Origin of the sequence: Myroides marinus (assembly GCF_900109075.1) — a bacterium.
Classification (GTDB): Bacteria; Bacteroidota; Bacteroidia; order Flavobacteriales; family Flavobacteriaceae; genus Flavobacterium; species Flavobacterium marinum_A.
This window is the reverse complement of the sequence record NZ_FNYS01000018.1, coordinates 39,057-58,810: the sequence shown is the minus strand read 5'-3', so window position 1 is coordinate 58,810 and position 19,754 is coordinate 39,057. Positions and strand designations below refer to the sequence as shown.

The following is a 19,754-nucleotide window of genomic DNA, read 5'->3' as shown; positions in this document are numbered from 1 at the left end:
TTAGTGTTTACGTTTTAAAAAGCATTAAATAGACTCAGTGCTTTTATAGAAGTTAATCTTAAGCAATTATTTTTAGTGTAATGATGAAAATATCAACTTAAAGATTATTGAAAATTACACGAGAAATAAGTTGTTAAAAAGACTTTTTAAGTCTATTTCAACTAAACTATAATAAATCTAGTTTTTTAAATGATTTTTTCTAAAAAAATAGTTTATTATGTTTTTTATGGTGACATAAAATGACTTAGGATATTATCATTAATTAAGTAAATTTATAATGGGATATAACTAAAAAGATATGAAAAAAAGAGTAATTACTATTGGGGTTTTAATGATGAGCGGGTTAGCTTTTTCTCAAGTAGGTATTGGGGTAAAGTCGCCACATCGTTCTGCATTATTAGAGTTAAAAGCTGATGATAAAGATTATAGAGGATTATTGATACCTCGTATTCCTTTAAAAGGCTTAAGAGATAAATCTAATATTAACAATGGGGATGTTGCTGAAAGCTTATTAGTGTATAATACAAATACTGGAAAAGACATAACTCCTGGTTTTTACTATTGGAATGGTAATGAATGGGGAAGATTAATAAATACTCAAGATATTATTGATAATTCAGATCATTTTCCTAGAAATAAGGTTATGTCTGTAGATGGAGAGGAGCTAGTATTAGAAGATACTAAAGGTCACATAGTACGTACTAATAGAAAAGAATTAAATATAATTACAACTATTACAGCTAAAGAAGGTGGGAAGTATGTTTATACTAATGAGGATGGAGTAGAAGAAACTATCAATGTAACAGGAAGTGTGATTAATAATATTGAAGAAATATTAGGGGATACACATGTTAAACAAGAAATATATAATGTAGTAGCTGGTGAAGGTAAAGCAATAACTCCTTCTGACCAATCTATTGTTTTAGCTGGAAGTAGTGATAAAGCTGTCTTAAATGAAATGCAAATTGCTGTTGCTCCTAAAGGAATTACAACGGATAAGATTAAACCAGAAGGTAATAAACAGATCTTAATTACTAATGCAGAAGGTAAAGTAGTTTGGGTAGATGCTACTGATGAGGTGATTAAAGAAGCGGTAAAGAATAACGAGACAGTTACTTTACTAGTAGATGGACAAGATGGTACATTTACTTACTACAATGAAAAGGGAATTGACGAAAACGGAAAAGAAATAAAAGGTAAAGGAACTTCTTTTGACGCTAATACATTAAAAATCGTTGAGAAAAAAGACGAAAAAGGAGTATATGTATTCTATGATGGAAAGACATCTTTAGGTAATCCGTAAATGACAATAAGCACTCGTGCAGGTTCAATTATTTTTGACAATAGTTCTACAATAATTCAAGGAGATAATGTACAAGAGGTAATCGAGAACATTATTGAGAAGATAGAGACTGCTTATGGATCAACAGCATCTTTAAAGGGTGATGGAATCCTAATTAATGGTCAAGAGGAATTAGCAGAGTCAGTGTTAAAAGAAATGCTTTTAACTATAGCTGATGGCGCAGTAACTCCAGAGAAAATTAAAGCAGGAGGTAATAAACAGATTTTAATTACCAATGCAAAAGGAGAAGTAGTCTGGGTAGATGCTACTGATGAGGTAATTAAAGAAGCAGTAAAGAATAATGAGACTGTAACTATATTAGAAGAAAATCACAACGGTACATTTACTTATTATAACGAAAAAGCAATCGATAGTAAAACTGGACTTCCTATAGAAAATAAGGGAGTAACTTTTGACGCTAATACTTTAAGAATAAAAGAGAAGGAGGGAGCTAAAGAAAAAGGTATCTATGTGTTCTATGATGGAATGACTTCTTTTGAAAACCCTTTAATGGAAATAAGCACTCGTGCTAACTCAATTCATTTTGATAATAGTGATAATTCTGTAGTAGAAGGAGATAACGTTCAAGAGGTAATCGAAAATATCATTAAGAAGATAGAGATAGCTCAAGGTAAACCTGCAGATATCAAAGGAGAGGGGATTTTGATTAATGGAGACCCTACATTAGCAGGAGCTGTATTAAAAGAGATGCTTTTAACTATAGGAAATGGTGCAATTACTGAGGAGAAAATAGCTGATGGAGCAGTTACTACTTATAAATTAAGAGACAGATCAGTAACTCCAGTTAAGATTGAACCAGGGGTAAATAAGTACCTCCTTGTTACTAAAAATAATGTGGCTACTTGGGTTCCTGCTTCTGATCAAGTAATTGTAGATGTTGTAAAACAAAACGAAACTGTTACTGTATTAGATACAAATGCTAATGATGGTACGTTTACTTACTATAACGAAAAAGGTATTGATAAAGATGGAAATGTAATCACAGGAAAAGGAGTACATTTTGATGCAAATACATTGACCATTACTGATGATGGTAAAGGAAAATATGTATTCCGTGATGGAAAGACTAAAACAGGAACTGCTTTAGCTGAGATTGATATTTTAGGGACAGTAATTAATAATATTAATGAGATCTTAGAAAATCAAAATGTAAAAGAGCAAATCTTTGAAGTAGTTGCTGCTCAAGGAAAAAAATTAGAGAAAGGTGATAACTCTATTCTTGTTGATGCAGGAGGAGAAAAAGCAGTATTAGTAAATACAAAAATATCTGTAGCTCCTAAGGGAGTTACAGAAGATAAGATAGCTCCAGGAAAAGATAAATACATCTTAGTAACTAAAGGCGATAAGGTAAAATGGGTAGATGCTACTGATGAGGTAATTAAAGAAGCTGTTAAAGCTAATGAAACAGTAACTATTTTAGACACAAGCGCTAATAATGGTACATTTATTTACTACAATGAAAAAGCTATCGATAAAAATGGAAATGTAATTGTAGGAGAAGGAGTTCCTTTTAATGCAAATACCTTAGTAATTACACAGAAAGATCCAGGAAAAGGAGTTTATACTTTTTATGATGGAGTGACTTCTATAGATGCTCCATTGATGAATATAGATGTTGTGACAGATGTAATTAATAATATTGGTGCAATTGTAGAGAATGAAAATGTTATCAATGTTATTTATGATAAAGTTGCTGCAAAAGGTAAGGCAGCAACACCAGGAGATGACTCTATTGTTATTACAGGTGGAGATAAAGCAGTTTTAAGCGAAATGCAGGTTGCTGTAGCTCCAAAAGGAATTACTACTGATAAAATAGCTCCCGGAGAGAAGAAAGGACAACTTTTAGTAACGAATGGAAAAGGAGAAGTTCAGTGGATAGATGCTACGGATGATATTATCAAAGAAATCTTAAACAGCAAACAAGATATTACTTATATAGAAGACTCAGGTAAAGGTACATTTACATACTACAACGAAGCTTGTTTTGATAAAGATGGAAAACGTATAGAAAGTGTTCCTGGAGTTACTTTTGATGCAAATACTTTAAGAATAGAAGAAGAAGTAGTAGATAAAAAAGGAACAGGTGTATTTAAATTCTATGATAAATCACAAGATGATGCTATTGGAACTATTGATGTAAAAGCGAGTGTAATTAATAATATTGATGAGATATTAGGGGATACACACGTACAAAATAGTATTTATACTACAGTAGCTAATAAAGGAAAAGAAATTACTAGTAAGAAAGGATCTTTATCTATAGAAGCAGGGAATAAAGCTGTATTGGAAGAGATTGATATTGATATCAATACAGATGGAGTTAAGAATAATCATATTGAAGCACTTGCAGTAACAGCTGATAAAATTGGTTCAGGGGGTGCAGTGAAAGGATCAATACTTACATCAGATGGATTGGAAGGTACATCATTTAAAACATCAACAGAGGCTATATCGCCAGCAATGCAAGGTGACTTGCAAGGAGAGTCTGGAGTTATTAAAATTATAGGTAAAGATGGTAAAGAAGGAGCTGGTGAGAATGTTTTATTTGGAAACAAAGAAGTAATAGTTACCATTAATGAAGGAGGAGTTACAGGAACCCATATTGGCTATAAAACAATTGATGGTGAAAATGTAAAAGATCAAACTATTAATGCTGTTAAATTAAGTTCTGACGCAGCAAAATTAGGTACTGTGGCAACCTCAAATGGAGATGGTACAGTTAGTTATTTGCCAATTACATCAAGTAGTATTAGTGACAAAGGAAATATTTCAACAGATAATATTGTTTCTGTAGATAATGGAACAGGAAAAGTATTAGCTGATGTAAAACTTGGAATTAACGAAAAGTCAGTTACTGCAACTAAGTTAAGTGCAGAAGGAGCAACTCCAGGAACTGTAGCAACTGCAAACGCAGATGGTACTGTTACTTATCAGAATGTAAATACTTCAAATATTGCAGATAAAGCAGCTTTAACTACTGATGGTATTATTGAGATAACGAATGGAGATGGTACTGCATCAGTTCTAAAAGCTTTAGATTTAAAAATTAAGGATAAAGGTCTTAATACAGCGCAGTTGGCAGATGGTGCAGTGACTAATGATCAAATAGCAGCAGGAGCTGTAACAGTAGATAAGATATCTGCAGCAAATGAGCCTCCTAAGCGAGTGATGGTTATTGACGAGAATGGAGTGGTTAAATGGGGAGAGTTAGACGATATTGTAACAGATGCAGCAGGTAACTTAACTTCATCAGATAATATTATTGCGATTAAAGGAACAAGTGGTCCTGTAGCTGAATACGGACAAAATGCTTTATTCAAAGATGTGGTACTTAGTATTAATGATAATAGTATTACCAATCAAAAGATAAAAGATCAAACAATTGAGATAGGTAAATTAAGTAATATAGGATCTCAACCTGGAATGGTTATGGTTACTAATGCTAATGGAGGATTTACGTATGTTAATAGAGAGAGTATTGTACAAGCAGGAGAAGACTTGACTTTAGGCGCTGGATTAGAATTTACAGGAGGTAATGGTAAGTCATCAGTATTGGCAGATACAGGAATAAAGATTAAAGATAAAGGAATCACTACTACTCAATTAGCAGATGGTGCTGTAAAAGTAGAGCAAATGTCTTCTTTGGTAGGTGTTGTCAATGCAGATGTAAATACAGTATTAACTGCAGATGGGAATGGTAATGTTGAGTACAAAAAGATAAACGATGCTGTTTTTGAAGGTGCAGGTGTAGACCTTAAATCCGACAAATCATTAAAGATACCTGCAAATAATAAAGCAGTTTTAAATGACTTAACAATTGGTATTGCTGAGTCAGGAGTAGAAACGAAGCATATTAATAACGGAGCGGTAATCGCTGCTAAGATTGGTTCAGAAACAAGTGCAAAAGGTACAGTATTAGCTGCTGATGGAGCAGGGAATGCAGTATTCCAAAGTTTAGAAACAATTGCTACTACACAAGGAAAATCTATTATTTCAGAAGAGAAATCTTTAAAAATTGCTGGAAATAAAGCTGCTTTACAAAATTTAAGTATTGATGTTGCTGATAAAGGAATTAAAAGCAAATATATAAATGATCAAGCAGTAACAGTTGATAAGATAGGATCAGAAGATGTAGGAGCTGGTTTAGTATTAACGTCTGATGCAAAAGGTGGAGCAGCGTTTAAATCATTAGGAGATGTATTAGGCGAAGGTGGTAAAACAATCTCAGGAGCAGCTGCTATCTCTGTAGAAGGTGGTGATAAAGCAGCTTTAAAAGATGTTACGATTGATATTACAAATCTTGGTATAACTAAAGAAAAGTTAGCTGACAATTCAGTTGTAACAACTAAGATCATGAATAAAGCTGTTACACTTGGAAAAATAGATCCAGGAAAGAATAATACACTTTTAGGAACAGATAAGGGAGGAATAGTTAGATGGATGGATAGTAATGATGAGACCATCAAAGTTATTTTCAATGCTAACGAAAAGGTTACTCTTTTAAAGGATAATGAGGATGGAACATTTACTTACTACAACGAAAAAGAGGTAAATAGTAAGGGAGAACCTTTAACAGATGCTAAAGGAATAACATTTGATGCGAATACAGTTACTATAAAAAGTTCTACTAAAGGTGTTTATGAGTTTCATGATAAATCAAAAAAATCTTTAATTGGAATAATAGATACACGTGCTACATCAATCGTTTTTGAAGGTGATATTAAGAATGAATATAATAGTGTTGAAGAAGCTATTATTGATTTGATTGCCAAAATAGAGAAAATCGAAAATATAGATATAGAAAAAGCTGCTTTATCAGGAGAAGGTATCTTAGTTAATGGCAATGTAAGCGTAGCAGATGGAGTACTTAAACCAATGACATTGAGTATTGCTGATGAAGCTGTAACTCCACAAAAAATAAAAGGAGGAGCTGCTAAACAATTATTGATTACTAACGAAGGGAATAAAGCGCAGTGGGTAGATGGTTCAAGTGATATCATCAAAGAAATCGTTCAAGGGAATGAAAAAATAACACTTTTAGAGCCTAAAGATAATGGTACGTTTATCTATTACAACGAAAGTGATATTGATAAAGACGGAAATAAAGTAGGTAATGGAGTATTGTTTAATGCTAATACGTTAACTATTGAGAATCCTGTTGATGGGAAGTATGTTTTCTATGATAAGTATAGTACAGATCCTTTAGCAACAATTGATATTAAAGAAACAGTGATTAAGAATATTAAAGAGTTACTCGAAGAGGTTAATGTTCAAGAACAAATCTTTAATATCGTAGCAAATCAAGGTAAAAAAGTATTAGGAGATTCTGCAATTGAAGTAATAGGTGGAGAGAAAGCTGTTTTAGAGAAAATGTCTATTTCTTTAAAGAATGAAGGAGTAACATCAGTTAAAGTAGCTCCTGGAGCGATTACAGAAGATAAATTATTTGCAGGAGCTGATAAAGCAGATTACGTGCCAATTGTACAAGCCGATGGTACAGTAAAATACCAACCTATGACTATGGTAGTTACAGGGCAAATGCTTAGTGTAGATAATTCATTAGAAGTTACTGGTGATGCTTCAAAAGCCTTGTTACAGGAGTTAGGACTACAAGTAAAAGCAGATGGTATTGCAACATCTCATATTCAAAATCTTGCAGTTACAGCAGACAAGATTAATTCTGATGGAGCTAATAAAGGAGCTGTATTAATGGCTGATGGTTCAGGTAATGCTAAGTTCACTGATACTAGTAAAGTTATTAGTTCTGCTATGCAAGGTGATATAGCAAGTGATGATTCACTTATTGTTGTTGGAGGAGAGAATGTTCTTTTTGGAGATAAAGATAAAAAGGTTACTCTTAAGATTAATGAAGGAGGAGTTAAGGGAACACATATTGCAGCAGAAACTATTAAGAATGGCAATATAGCTAATAACACTATTGAAGCAGGTAAATTAACTGCTGGAGTTGGTGTAGCTAATCGTGTGGCTTTAGCTGATGATAACGGTGTGGTAACTTATACGCCACTTTCTACACAGTTATTAGCTAATAAAGGAAAAATTAATGTAACTGATGGAATTACAGTCTCTGATAATGGAGTAGATAAAGTATTAGCAGATGTTACGTTAGGAATTCAAGATATTTCGATTACAGCAACCAAACTACATGGAGGAAATGCACCAGAAGGAGCTGTTGCTACTGTAGGATCTAATGGACAGACGGTAACTTATCAATTGCCAACTTTTGATCACTTTGCTAACAAAGGAACAATAACAACAGATAACATTGTAACTGTAGTAGGAGGTAATGAATCTGTATTGTCTGATGTTACATTAGGTATTAAAGATAAAGGTATTGATACCAAACAATTAGCTGATAACGCAGTTAAGAATGCTCAGATAGATCAATTAGCAGTTACAGCTGATAAAATCTCATCTAAAGATGTCGGAGAAAAAAGAGTAATGATTAGCCAGAAAGATGGTACAGTAAAATGGGGTGAGCTTGGTGATATCGTTACGAATACTGCGGGTAATTTAACAACAGATAATATTATCGAGTTAGTACAAGGTACAGGAGTTAATACATTATTAGCTGATGCTCAGATTGGTATTAAAGACAACAGTATCACAAAAGATAAGTTAAATTCAAAAGGTACAGAGAGAGATTATCTTTTAGTAACTGATGGTAATGGAGGATTTGATTATGTGAAGAAAGAAGCTGTAGAAGCAGGAGGAGAAGATCTTACATTAGGAACAGCTTTAATTTTCGCAGAAGGAGATGGACTAAATACAGTATTAGCTAAGGCTAAAATAGATGTTGCAGATGGAGGTATTAATACAACTAAATTAGCAGATGGAGCTGTTAATACGTCTAAGATGACTTCAAAAGTTGGAACTACTAATGCTGCTAATAATACTATACTTACAGCAAATGGTGATGGAACAGTAGAATATAAGAAAGTAAATGAAGCTGTATTTGAAGGGAAAGCCTCTAATTTAGTAGTAGATAGTTCTATTAAGTTAACGGGTGGTACAGCTGCTGTGTTAAGTGCAACAAGTATAGAAATTGCTGACTCAGGTGTAGATAATAAACACATCAAAGTAAATGCTGTTACTAATGATAAGATTAGTTCTAAAGTAGCAGGAAAAGATGCAGGTGATGGAACATTATTGACTGCGGATGGTAAAGGAAATACTGCCTTTAAAGGATTATCTGATATTGCAAAAACACAAGGTAAGGAAGTAAAGTCGGCTGATGGTTCACTGACTATGACTTCTGGAAATAGAGCTGCATTGCAGGACTTAAGTATTTCTGTGAAAGAATCAGGAATTAAAAACAAGCATATTGCAGCTAGAGAAGTAACAGCAGATAAGATAGGAGCTAATGTTAGTGGTGGTTTAGTTTTAACTGCTAATGGACAAGGTGGAGCTGAGTTTAAAAGTGTAACTGATGCCTTAGCAGGTTCAGGAAAAGACATCGCTGAAGGAGCAGGTATTGCAATTGAAGGAGGAAAAAATGCAACTTTACAAGATGTAACTATTAGTGTAGCCGATAAAGGAATTAATAATGAAAAAATAGCTGATGGAGCTGTTGATGCAAGAGCAATTGCAAGTAAAGCTGTAGGTACAACAGAGATAGCTGATTATGCTGTTACAGCGAAGCAGATTGCTAGTAAAGCAGTTGGAACAGGAGAGTTAGCAGATAATGCTGTAACGAAAGAAAAAATAGGGACTAATGCTGTAGTTGATGGAAAAATAGCAAATGATGCAGTAGGATATAACCAAATTAAAAATAGTGCTATTCATACTAATGTTATTAAAGCAAAAGCTATTACAAAAGATAAAATTGCAGATGAGGCTGTTGATACAGCTCAATTAATGGATTGGGCAGTAACGGAAGAAAAAATATATTCAGGAGAAATAAAAAAAGGCTTAGTACTAACCTCAGATGGAAGTAAAGGAGCCTATTGGGCTGAAGCAGAAAAAGGAAATACTTCTACAGGAAACTTTACAAGTGAAGATACAAGTCTGTTTGATATTAAAAATGGAAATGACGCTCTATTGAAATCGGTTAGTATTAATATTAAAAATAGTGGTATTAAAACGAAACATATTGCAGATAAAGCAGTAGGTACAGCTGAATTAGCAGACACAGCAGTTACAACTGCTAAAATTGATAATGGAGCTGTTACAACAGTAAAAATTGCAGACAAAGCTGTTGGAACAGATGAATTAGCAGATAAAGCTGTTACAGCAGCTAAAATTGACAATCAAGCTGTTGGTACAGGGGAGTTAAAGGATAAAGGAGTTACTCAAGCCAAAATAGCAAATAATGCTGTAGGCACAGAACAATTAAAAGATTGGGCAGTAACGGATGATAAAGTTTACTCAGGAAATATTAAAAAAGGATTAGTATTAACTTCTGATGGAAGTAAAGGAGCTTATTGGTCTGAAGTAGAAAGTGGAAACACTTCTGTAGGAGATATTGATCCAAGTTCAACAATTAAAGCTATTAATGGCAATGGAGCAGTATTAAAAGATGTAAAGTTAGAAGTAATTAATAAATCTATTGATACAGAACATTTGGCTGATAAAGCAGTAGTTGATGGAAAAATAGCGACAAATGCAGTAGGATATGATCAGATAAAGAGAAATTCAGTACATGGTGTTGTTATTCAAGACCAAGGTGTTGATAGTAGTAAAATAGACTCTGATGATGCAGATGAAGGTTATGTACTTACAGCTGATGGTAGAGGTGGAGCTTCGTTCCAACCTGCTAAAGGAGGAGGAGGTAGTGATAAAGCAAGTATGCCAAAATTCTTTTATTTACCTGCTGTATATGTAGAAGTAATATCAGGAACATCAAGTAATCTTAATTTATACAATGTTTATAAAGATCAATTTAGCGAACCAATGGTATCAAGTGCTGGGTCTAATGGAGGTAATCTACCTGTTTTAGATTATGATGAACTATATTATCACGTTACATACTATGATAAAGATGTATTTTCTAATGTAAGTATCAATGTGTATGGTGATATGTTCTATACAATTAAAAAAGATGTTAAACCAACAGGAAGAACATTTTTTAATATTGTTTTAGAGGTTAAAAAATAATTAGAATTCAAAGAAGGCATATTGCCTTCTTTGAGCTTAATAATTAGAGTATGAAGAAATATTATTATTTATTGATAGCTTGTTTAGGTCTATTGACTGTGCAAGCACAGAATACTAAAAGCAATACTTATAATCTTCCTTTGACAGGAACATCAAAACCTCCAGGAATTGTAGAAGAATGGGATAAAGGAGGAAGTGCTCCTACAGGTAGTGAACGTTATACCGAAGAAGGAATTGTATTAAGTCATGATAGGGTAGGATACAGTGGTTTTGCTATTGATGATTTAGAGATTGATTTAAGAGAGGGAGCTGTAGTAGAGTTTGAGTATGCGATGAGTACTATTTATGGAACAGGGTATGCTCCTGGTGGAGGAATGTCTTTTTTTGTATTTGATGCTAAAGAGAAGTTTCAATTAGGATATGGTAGAAGTGCTTTAGGATATGCCTATAATGAGTCAAACTCTACAGCAAGATTAAAAGGATTAGCAGGAGGGTATTTAGGTATTGGTTTTGACCTTAGTGGAGGGTTTAAAGGAACTGGAGCCATGATACAATATGAAATGCGTGCTGGTATCTCAGATGCAAGATATTCAGCCGCAGGCGTTACTCCAAATGTATTTGGAAACTACTATAGTGATCATATTACTTTAAGAGGAGCTATACAAGGAATGCAAGGATTTAATGGTAACCCTGTACTTTATTCTCAATATCAAGGCTATTATAATCCATCTAATGATATAGCAACAGCAACGTTAAACTACAATACAGGTGAGTATGATTTTGAACGCAGACGCAATGGAGCAGGGTTTGATATAACAAATGGCGGATCATCAAAAGCTCCTGTTTTTCAAAAGATTATTGTTGAGTTAATTCCTGATAATGAAGAAGGGATGTACGTAACTGTAAAGGCAAAAGATGGAGGAAATGAAATAATGTTAATTGATAACTTCTATTATAAGCATTCGTTTAATACATATAGAGTAGATGGACGTGACAGTAATGGTGTAATAGAAACATTATATAATTTTAAAACAACTATTCCTCAAAAGGTTAAAATAGGTTTTGTTGGATTGTCTATTGATTTTGCACAGCAAAAAACAATTATTAGAAATGTTAAGGTATATCCACCTGGACAAAATCAACCAGAATTAAATGACGTAGTAGCTGATATGTGTGTGAGTGAAACTGGTAATAGTAGTGGAGGAGTAATTGATGTAGATGTATTACGTAATACAGGTTATGATGTCGGTTGGGGCAGTTTTATGTTTGTAGATGAGGAAGGAGATAAATTAAGCGGTGATGATAGAGTATATGAAAACTCAACAGGTAAATGGGAGTTTTCAAGTCGTAATGAAGAAATAACATTTACCGTAAAAGACGGATGGTTTGAACCAGGTGATGAAGCCGATATTTATTATTCTATTGAATTGGATGGTGTAAGATCTAAACCAGCTTTATTTAGAATAAAAGGAATAGCGTGTGGAGCAGTGGTTAATCCACATATTAGATCAAAAGCTGGAGAAAAATAAATAATAGACATGTACAAATGGATATAGAAAGGAGAGCAATACGCTCTCCTTTTTTTATTGTAAGTGAATTGGTATATAAAGAATATAGGAGTAGTAAACGTGTTTTTAGGAGCAGTTTTTAAGTCTAAAGTATTAAAAGAGGTATAGAAGCAATACCCAATGAAAAACAGTTGGTTTTAGGCGATAAGAAAAATGTGAAAAACACAGAGAATCTCGCAAAAAAAATAACAAGAATTATCTCTGAGAAAGCAGTTTTGAATCATAGAATTATCAAATCTGTAAAAGTGCATTTTAGAGGCCAAATAGCTTAAAAAAGTGTGTTTTGTCGCATTGATTTTTTTGTCTTGTAATTTATATTTGTGTACTTTTTATTTGTTAATGTATGGGTAATTTTGAATTAAATCCATTTTATGAGTTAATAATAGACGATTTAGTAAATCGTAAATACTCAGTTGTAGATTGTTTTTTCTCAGAAGAAGAAATCAATCTTTTAAGAGCAAACTTGCTTTTAAAACAGGATTTACACAGCTTTAAAAAAGCTGCAATAGGACAGGCTGATAACGAGCAAATAGTAGAAGAAATTAGAGGAGATTCTATTCTTTGGCTAGATGAAAAACAACCTGATGAGGTAGAGAGAATGTACTTTAATAAAGTAAATCACTTTTTAGAATACGTAAACAGAACTTGCTACTTAGGAATACAAGAAGGAGAGTTTCACTATGCGTGTTATCCAGAAGGGACATATTACAAGCGTCACTTAGATGTATTTCACACAGATAATAGAAGAACGCTTTCAGTAGTTTTATATTTAAATGATCAAGATTGGACTCCAGCTTATGGAGGAGAGCTAGCTCTTTATCTGAAAGACGAGAATGGCAATGAACGCGAAGAAGTAGTATACGCTTTACCAGGACGTCTAGTAGTGTTTGATAGCAAAAGCATAGAACACGAAGTGAAGATGGTTAATCATACGAGATACAGTATCACAGGATGGTTAAAAACAAGATAATAAAAAAGCCTTTATGGTTTGCATAAAGGCTTTTTTAGATTATTCAGCAGCTGTTTCTATTTCAGCATTTTGTTTCTTTTCATGTTTGTCTCTAACTAACTTCCACGCATATAGCGTTGTGATAGGAACTATAATCCAGAATAAATCGATAATTAGAATATCTGTGTAGTGGTTTGCCCAGCTTACCCAGATCCAGTTACCTGTCATTACTCCATTGAATATCGGAATAGTAATACCTATGATACTACCTATTAATAAACAATCTCTATTGATCTTATAGATATTTCTTCTAAAACATAATAGTACCGTTACTGCTAGCCAAGTCCAGAAATAGAAGGTATATATAAATCCTTGCCCTCCAGAAGGATTAAGTTTTACTGCTATAAATGATAATGCAGTCACAGGGTACATAGATAGACAGATAGCCATATAAATATTAGCTAACCAGAAGTTAAACTTGCGTTTGTGTTCAGGTACATTCTTTTTATCTCTAGCTACTAACCAGATAAGAACTCCAGAGATGATTACCACACATCCAGCTATACCTACTAAGAAATAAACGATACGAGTAGCGTATCCTCCAAAAGAACCAAAGTGTAATAGATAAACTAGATTAGCGAAAGTATATGTATATCCAGGATCTACATTCGGGTTGTTTATTTCTTCTACTTCACCAGTATAGATGTGGTATTTAATTTCTCCACGGCTGTTCAGCTGTTTGCTATTCTCTGCTCTACCGCTGATAGACACTGCCATACTTTCATCACCATAGTTTATGATAGAAACATTTGAGATTACGGGATTGTCCCATCTCTTGACAGTTTGATCTATATAATAGTTTAAATCTATTTTTTGGTCAATAGGTTTGTGTTGATACACAATTTCTTTTGCCCCTTTATCAAGACTAACATCATTATTAAACTTATCAGCATCTCCACCATATCCTAGAGCCATTATCGTAGCACCTATGATACGGTAGTTTAATAAGAAATAAGCACCAGTGATAGCAAAGATTAATTGAAAAGGGAAAGTGATCACTCCTAAAGCAGTGTGAAGGTCTGTCCATACAGTCTTTAGTTTTTCCCAAGGTCTAAATACATAGAAATTAGAAACTATCTTTTGCCAATGTACTAGTAATCCTGTAATCAACGCAAAGATGTAAATAAATGCAACTAATCCAGCTACAAAGTATCCAAATGGAGAGATGTGGATATTTACCAAACCATTTAATTGTGCTAAGAAGTGTAGTCTATATAAGAACTCACCTAATGAGTAAGTCTCTTCATACGTATAGTTCTCTTTAGTGGCAGTATCATATATACCGAAGTTGCGTTCTTTTGCCTTTGGCAATAGAGTATCTTGTGATGTAGACACATTGTAACCGATAATTCTACTGTGGTCGATAAATCGCAATGATACGTTTCTACCTTGTAATCCATATTGAGTATCTATGGAATCTAAAAGTGTATTGTAGTTTACAGAAACAGCAGTAAACTTTTGTTGAGGTCTATTATTTTGCCAGTTGTCTATCTCAGTCTTAAAGAAAGAAAATGAACCTGCAAAGAAGATAATATAAAGTAATACAGTAATAATAATCCCACTTATCGTATGTAAGTGAAAGTACTTATTGTAGTTTTTAATATTCATAATGGTTGTGTGTGTAGTATTAGGTATGTAGTGGAGCTATTAAATAAGGCAAGTAAAACAGGACACTAAGCCCGATATAAGTCAGCCATATTTTATAGCCATTACCTATGACAAAAGCTAGGATAAAAAGGATAGTCCATAATAAATATCCTGTAATATACATTGTCGCATAGATAGGTGGAGAGTCAAAGAAGTACATTAATAACATATGAAATGTTATACTTACAAAAAAACCTCCAACTAATCCTGCAGTGATTTTTAAAAAGCGTTGCCAAACCGAAGTTTCTAAGTGTTTTTTATTTGCGGGCATAATTAAAATATTACAAATTCTAAAATAAACCCTAAGGCTACTACACTGATAACGTGTTTCGCTTTAAATGGAATCATAGGATATAGTGTTAATATCGCAGGACCTATAAACATTAGGTAAATAAAGAAAGTAAAACTTCCCACTCCTAATCCATCATATATACTTTCAGCAATTAGTGTAATAACTAATAGAGAGTATGCAATGATTTTAGAAAGCTTGGTATTGGATCTTATCCAAGTAGTCAATGAACATTTCTTCTCATACTTTACTTTTTGTGAAGTATTATAAAGCATAAAGAATGCGAAAGCAATGATCGAAAATAGTACAGTTTGCATCTTATTTAGATTGAATAAAAACAAAGGTATAATATTTTATTGTTTTCAATAACAAAATTTTAAAAGATTTTTACTACCTGTTATTAAGGATGTGATATTTTGTAATGATATTATTTATCAGATTGTTAAGAATTATTTGAAAACAAAAAATGAGCTAGTATAAAAAATACATAGCTCATTTTTAAGAAAATATTGTGCGAGGTTAACTAGTTTTCATCTAAACTACTTTGTTTTTATAACCCCAGAAGTATATAAATCTAATGTCTGTTGTAATATTTCTAACAGTACTTCTATAGGCAAATCTTCAGTAGCATCTAGAGACAGAGTTTTCATACGTTTACGACTACCCATTTCTAGTAGAGGATGATCTACTAATAGACCTTCGACTATTAGAAGATAAGGAGACTTAGGAGCTTTAGTTAGTGCCAGAAAGCAGAACATACGATTTTTATAGCTAAAACAAGGAGTTCCCCACTTAATAGATTCAGTGATATGCTCATCTAACGATAAGATAATACCTCTCAATGCCTGTAAGCAACTGCGATTAGGCTCTTCTTGTCTTAAATAGTAATGTTCTGTCTCTTTCATAATTGTTATTTTATAGCTACATATATACTTACTTCAGCATCATGTGGATTATTAGCTTTCTCGTCATATACCTCAAAGTCAGCTGTGTATTTTCTGTCCCAATTCTCACTCCAGATTTTTTCCCATTCATTGATGATTAACCCTTGTGTTAGGTCTCCCTTCACTGTTATTTTTTGATACTTGTCTGCCTCAAAAGTCTGCCCTACCATTCCTTTAGGTATCACAGATAAGTCCGCTACTTCACAACCAATAATAGTGGTATATGGCATCGTATGATCCCCCTCATAGTTAGTGTATAAAGAGTAGACAGCCGTACATACCTTATTGGGAATTTGATTAAGAACATCTTCTTTAAAGAATCTATCCCATAGCATAGGAATGTCATTAGCTGCTTGATTCTGCTCATTAGTAGTACGAACGGCAATACCGATTAGGTGAAACTGGTTTACTGTAATTGTAGTCATCTTGATTTGTTTATTGATTATACCACAAAGTTAATTGCACCTTATGACAGAGGTGTGTCAGGGGTAGCCTCATTCGGATAATATTTTTCTCTACACGCCTTTAGATATTGTTCCATAGTTATCTGATGAGGCTCGAATACCTGCATCGTATCTCTTAATTTTTGAATACAGTCTAGACGGAAGGCTCTAAAGTCTTGTCTTAATCGGCAGTAAGCAATCAGTATCCAATTGTCTTGAGTAGTGTAGATAGCGAATGGTTCTATATCGCGTTGACTTTGTTGATTGTCTAAAGAGAGATAGTCAATAGCTAATACCTGATGGTTAACTATAGCAGACTGTATCTGTATCAGATAGTCACTGGTCTGTGTCTTATCAGGATTGTCCCTCACGATAATGCGTTGAGACAGTAGATCAGCCTTGTCTTTTTGTGTATAGCGAAGTACAGCCTTTAGCTTGAGTATAGCATTTTGATATTGCTTGATTAGCGAAGTGTCTTTGTTTTTTAAGATAAGCTGCTCAGCAGTGATCAGAGCATTAGCTTCCTCTTGTGTAAACATCACAGGAGGTAGAGCATAGCCCTCTACTAAGGAGTATCCTTTTCCCTCTTCAGTGAATATAGGAATTCCCGATTGTTCTAAAGTTCTGATATCTCTATATACTGTGCGTATGCTCACATTGTGTTTTTCTGCTATTTCAGTAGCAGTCACGATACGCTTAGATTGTAACTGAGTAACTATAGCAGTTAATCTATTTAGACGTGGCTTACTTTCAGACATATTGATATAGAGGTTAAAGAGAATTATTTGACAAAGATACATTCTTGTCACTTGCTTTGCGTTAATGGAGATAAGTATATTTACAACTTCTAAATATTCGCACTATGGCTCAACCAGTAGGACTTCTATCTAAAATAAAAATAGCAGATACTAATTATAAAGCATTCTTTAAGACTAAAGCTATCACAGTGATTAGTGAAGAAATGTATGACTGTGTTCACTATAATTATCAAGACCATTATTTTTATCAATACAACAAAAAGAAAGAAGAATTACTGTGTTTAGCATTCTATAACCACGGTAATAGAGAAACGCTAACAGATAACTTTTATCAAAGTATAAAAGAGGTAGCCTCATTAGCCATAGACCACAGTTTTATTGCTTTGACCTTAGATGCGTTTAATTGGACTGAGGTAGATACTTACGAAGTTTTAGAAGAAAATGTTTGGAATATCAAGCAAATAACGAAAGAAGAATTAGCTACAGTACAGTCTATTGCACTGAGTTGTTCAGAGCAGTTTGACCAACCTTTTGTAGAGAAATTATTCAACTCTAAAATAGTGGATAGCAATGTAGTGAAGAAAGTTAGTACACTACAAGAGAAACACAGATTAGCCAACCTAACCACCTTCGCTAAAGAGGCTACCCCTCTGCGACCTATTCATCTTTTTGGCAATTATTATTACAATGGTAAAGCCGTGTTTAGTTGTAAGTCAGGCGGGCATATATACACAGATATAGACTTAGCCACTTTTAAGCCTACAGTATATGGAGCAGCAGATGCAGAGCACGTATTGTTTCACGATAAGTGCATCAAGACTAATCCTAAGAAATTTAAACGAGTAGCCAAATATGAGACCGTTTTTTACCTTTCAGCAGAAGGAGTATTAGACAATAAGGGAATATTGATAGCTGGTAGTGATGCTACCACATTTAAACTAAAAGAAGATTTCTTAGCAGAAGATAGTGTCAACCTATATTTCTATGGGCACATTATACCTAAGACCTCATTTAATAGTTATCGCATAGAGCAATACCCGTATCAGACCGAAATATTGATTACAGATACAACAGTTTATTATAATTCTCATAAGTTAGATATAGATGGGCAAACCTTTAGTTATAAAGTGCGATTAGAGAAACTATCTTATGGGTTTTCAGGATTTATAGGGGAAGATAAAGAAGGACTATTTGCTTATTTAATAGAGGAAAACAACGGAAGTATTATCCGCTTAAAAGACTTATCACAAGACGAATTAACGCAATCTATTCATGAGAAATATGGTGATAAGTATAGGAGAATGGATGAGGAGGAACGCATCTATTTACAGAAATCCAGTGCAGCCTATCAAGAAGAGTTTATTAAGAAACAACATACTCCATGGGTATTCTACCAAATACAGGAGATTAGAGATTACGCCAAGATTGTTTGGCAAAAATATCAAGAGAGTAAGGATATAAAGGAGCTTAAACCGTTTTGGAGTTTGTATGAAACTACAGAATCTTACTTTTGGATAGAGGCAGAGGTATATAACTATGTAACTCTATTTTATTGTGCGGAGCAGAAGAAAACAGAAGCCTTAGAAGCCATCCGAAAGGCTATTATTTATGGGGTATTTGATATAGATGAATTCTTTAATCATCCAGGATTAGCTCTGATTAATAAAGAAGAATACTTCTTAGAACTCAGAGAGTATGCACAACAGCACAAACCAGTTGGTTATAAAATACCAATGCAGATAGAGACTTTAGAGAAAATATTAGCGTTGCCACAAGAGATGTACACTACTGGAACATTACTGTGGAAGTATCACTTATATGACAATACAGAAATAAATGAGGCAATAAGACAAGATCCAGAGTTAACCGACTATTGGACACGTTATATAGAGTTGAACCAACAGTTATTTGATCGTTTTTTTAAGCGTAAGAATATTATTGATATGGACTTTAGTCCATATGAAGACTATAGTTTTATGCCAATAGAAGCACCGATACAGATGCTTAATTATTATATGCAAATGGGAGATGTGATGTCAAGTAGCATAGTTTATTCTATTGATCAATTAGTAGCTTCTATGAATAAGATTAGACAGAGAATTAATATCTTAGAAGGAGAACAACATGCATACTATAAGGAGTTATACAACAACAATGTAGTCGTACAAATCACAGAACAGTATTTATAAATAAGAATGACCTATATCCTTAGTAGTGATATAGGTCATTTTTGTTTTTTAAAGAAGCTCGTACTTACCAGCGTTGCTAAGTATTTGTTGTACATCTTCTCTAGAGACGTTAGGAGTCTTAACCTCTATGCTATGCGTGTCTAAAGTTACTGTAGCCTCTATAGCAGGGTGTTTCTTTAGTTCTTCTTCTATTTTACCTACACAGCTTGTGCATCCCATTCCTTTTATTTGATATACTGTTGCCATTGTTTTATCATTTATAATTTGTATTACAAATGTAGGCTAGCAACTCTTTTTAGCTGTTATACGATTTTAAGTAGTTGTTATATAATTTGTTATTTCCATTTTTTCACAGAATTAATACTTATAAAAAAGTAGTATTCATTTTTTTGTTTTTCGCGCCATTACAGGTTATTTGATGGCTAAAAAT

The 19,754-nt window shown here is 33.4% G+C and carries 12 protein-coding genes; 5 read left to right on the top strand and 7 right to left on the bottom strand.

What is annotated here, in order from left to right; genetic code table 11:
- The first annotated feature begins 298 nt into the window (after positions 1–298).
- The 4 genes from BMX53_RS19300 (at position 299) to BMX53_RS14915 (ending at position 13,015) form a co-directional block, all read left to right on the top strand.
- Positions 299–1,303, top strand: coding sequence for a hypothetical protein (locus tag BMX53_RS19300; RefSeq protein WP_063175479.1), 1,005 nt, complete (start codon positions 299–301; stop codon positions 1,301–1,303).
- Positions 1,304–10,477 carry a hypothetical protein gene (locus BMX53_RS14925; protein WP_074747286.1) on the top strand — a complete coding sequence of 3,058 codons (9,174 nt, stop codon included), beginning with the start codon at positions 1,304–1,306 and terminating at the stop codon, positions 10,475–10,477.
- A gap of 50 nt (positions 10,478–10,527) precedes the next feature.
- Positions 10,528–12,006, top strand: a complete 1,479-nt coding sequence (locus BMX53_RS14920) for an L-type lectin family protein (RefSeq protein WP_063175481.1) — start codon at positions 10,528–10,530, stop codon at positions 12,004–12,006.
- A 382-nt stretch (positions 12,007–12,388) separates the two neighbouring features.
- Positions 12,389–13,015 (top strand): 2OG-Fe(II) oxygenase, encoded by a 627-nt coding sequence (locus tag BMX53_RS14915; protein WP_063175482.1) that lies wholly within the window; start codon positions 12,389–12,391, stop codon positions 13,013–13,015.
- Between the two features lie 39 nt (positions 13,016–13,054).
- Here BMX53_RS14915 and BMX53_RS14910 read toward each other — a convergent pair whose 3' ends face one another.
- The 6 genes from BMX53_RS14910 to BMX53_RS14885 form a co-directional block, all read right to left on the bottom strand.
- Entirely contained in the window at positions 13,055–14,662 is a 1,608-nt protein-coding gene (locus BMX53_RS14910; RefSeq protein WP_074747284.1) for a PepSY-associated TM helix domain-containing protein, read from the bottom strand.
- Positions 14,663–14,681: 19 nt separating this feature from the next.
- Complete coding sequence (locus BMX53_RS14905) at positions 14,682–14,972, bottom strand: hypothetical protein (RefSeq protein WP_038988418.1); 291 nt, start codon at positions 14,970–14,972, stop codon at positions 14,682–14,684.
- 2 nt (positions 14,973–14,974) lie between these two features.
- Entirely contained in the window at positions 14,975–15,307 is a 333-nt protein-coding gene (locus BMX53_RS14900; protein WP_240485554.1) for a hypothetical protein, read from the bottom strand.
- Between the two features lie 222 nt (positions 15,308–15,529).
- A complete protein-coding gene (locus BMX53_RS14895; RefSeq protein ID WP_074747282.1) occupies positions 15,530–15,895 on the bottom strand; it encodes a DUF1801 domain-containing protein in 366 nt (121 codons plus the stop codon).
- 5 nt (positions 15,896–15,900) lie between these two features.
- On the bottom strand, positions 15,901–16,359 hold the full coding sequence (locus tag BMX53_RS14890; RefSeq protein ID WP_063175485.1) for a GyrI-like domain-containing protein: 459 nt from the start codon (positions 16,357–16,359) through the stop codon (positions 15,901–15,903).
- Positions 16,360–16,400: 41 nt separating this feature from the next.
- The gene (locus BMX53_RS14885) at positions 16,401–17,135 is read right to left on the bottom strand and encodes a helix-turn-helix transcriptional regulator (protein WP_063175486.1); all 735 of its coding nucleotides are present in this window, start codon (positions 17,133–17,135) and stop codon (positions 16,401–16,403) included.
- Between the two features lie 104 nt (positions 17,136–17,239).
- Between BMX53_RS14885 and BMX53_RS14880 the strand changes: the two genes are divergently transcribed.
- Positions 17,240–19,324, top strand: a complete 2,085-nt coding sequence (locus tag BMX53_RS14880; protein WP_063175487.1) for a hypothetical protein — start codon at positions 17,240–17,242, stop codon at positions 19,322–19,324.
- Positions 19,325–19,372: 48 nt separating this feature from the next.
- Here the strand turns inward: BMX53_RS14880 and BMX53_RS14875 are convergent, their stop codons facing one another.
- Entirely contained in the window at positions 19,373–19,570 is a 198-nt protein-coding gene (locus tag BMX53_RS14875) for a heavy-metal-associated domain-containing protein (RefSeq protein ID WP_063175488.1), read from the bottom strand.
- Positions 19,571–19,754: the final 184 nt, after the last annotated feature.

What these genes read in the sequence shown, in the direction of transcription:
- BMX53_RS19300 (WP_063175479.1), top strand. Translation starts at nt 299, where the DNA reads ATGAAAAAAAGAGTAATTACTATTGGGGTTTTAATGATGAGCGGGTTA.
- BMX53_RS14925 (WP_074747286.1), top strand. Translation starts at nt 1,304, where the DNA reads ATGACAATAAGCACTCGTGCAGGTTCAATTATTTTTGACAATAGTTCT.
- BMX53_RS14920 (WP_063175481.1), top strand. Translation starts at nt 10,528, where the DNA reads ATGAAGAAATATTATTATTTATTGATAGCTTGTTTAGGTCTATTGACT.
- BMX53_RS14915 (WP_063175482.1), top strand. Translation starts at nt 12,389, where the DNA reads ATGGGTAATTTTGAATTAAATCCATTTTATGAGTTAATAATAGACGAT.
- BMX53_RS14910 (WP_074747284.1), bottom strand. Translation starts at nt 14,662, where the DNA reads ATGAATATTAAAAACTACAATAAGTACTTTCACTTACATACGATAAGT.
- BMX53_RS14905 (WP_038988418.1), bottom strand. Translation starts at nt 14,972, where the DNA reads ATGCCCGCAAATAAAAAACACTTAGAAACTTCGGTTTGGCAACGCTTT.
- BMX53_RS14900 (WP_240485554.1), bottom strand. Translation starts at nt 15,307, where the DNA reads ATGCAAACTGTACTATTTTCGATCATTGCTTTCGCATTCTTTATGCTT.
- BMX53_RS14895 (WP_074747282.1), bottom strand. Translation starts at nt 15,895, where the DNA reads ATGAAAGAGACAGAACATTACTATTTAAGACAAGAAGAGCCTAATCGC.
- BMX53_RS14890 (WP_063175485.1), bottom strand. Translation starts at nt 16,359, where the DNA reads ATGACTACAATTACAGTAAACCAGTTTCACCTAATCGGTATTGCCGTT.
- BMX53_RS14885 (WP_063175486.1), bottom strand. Translation starts at nt 17,135, where the DNA reads ATGTCTGAAAGTAAGCCACGTCTAAATAGATTAACTGCTATAGTTACT.
- BMX53_RS14880 (WP_063175487.1), top strand. Translation starts at nt 17,240, where the DNA reads ATGGCTCAACCAGTAGGACTTCTATCTAAAATAAAAATAGCAGATACT.
- BMX53_RS14875 (WP_063175488.1), bottom strand. Translation starts at nt 19,570, where the DNA reads ATGGCAACAGTATATCAAATAAAAGGAATGGGATGCACAAGCTGTGTA.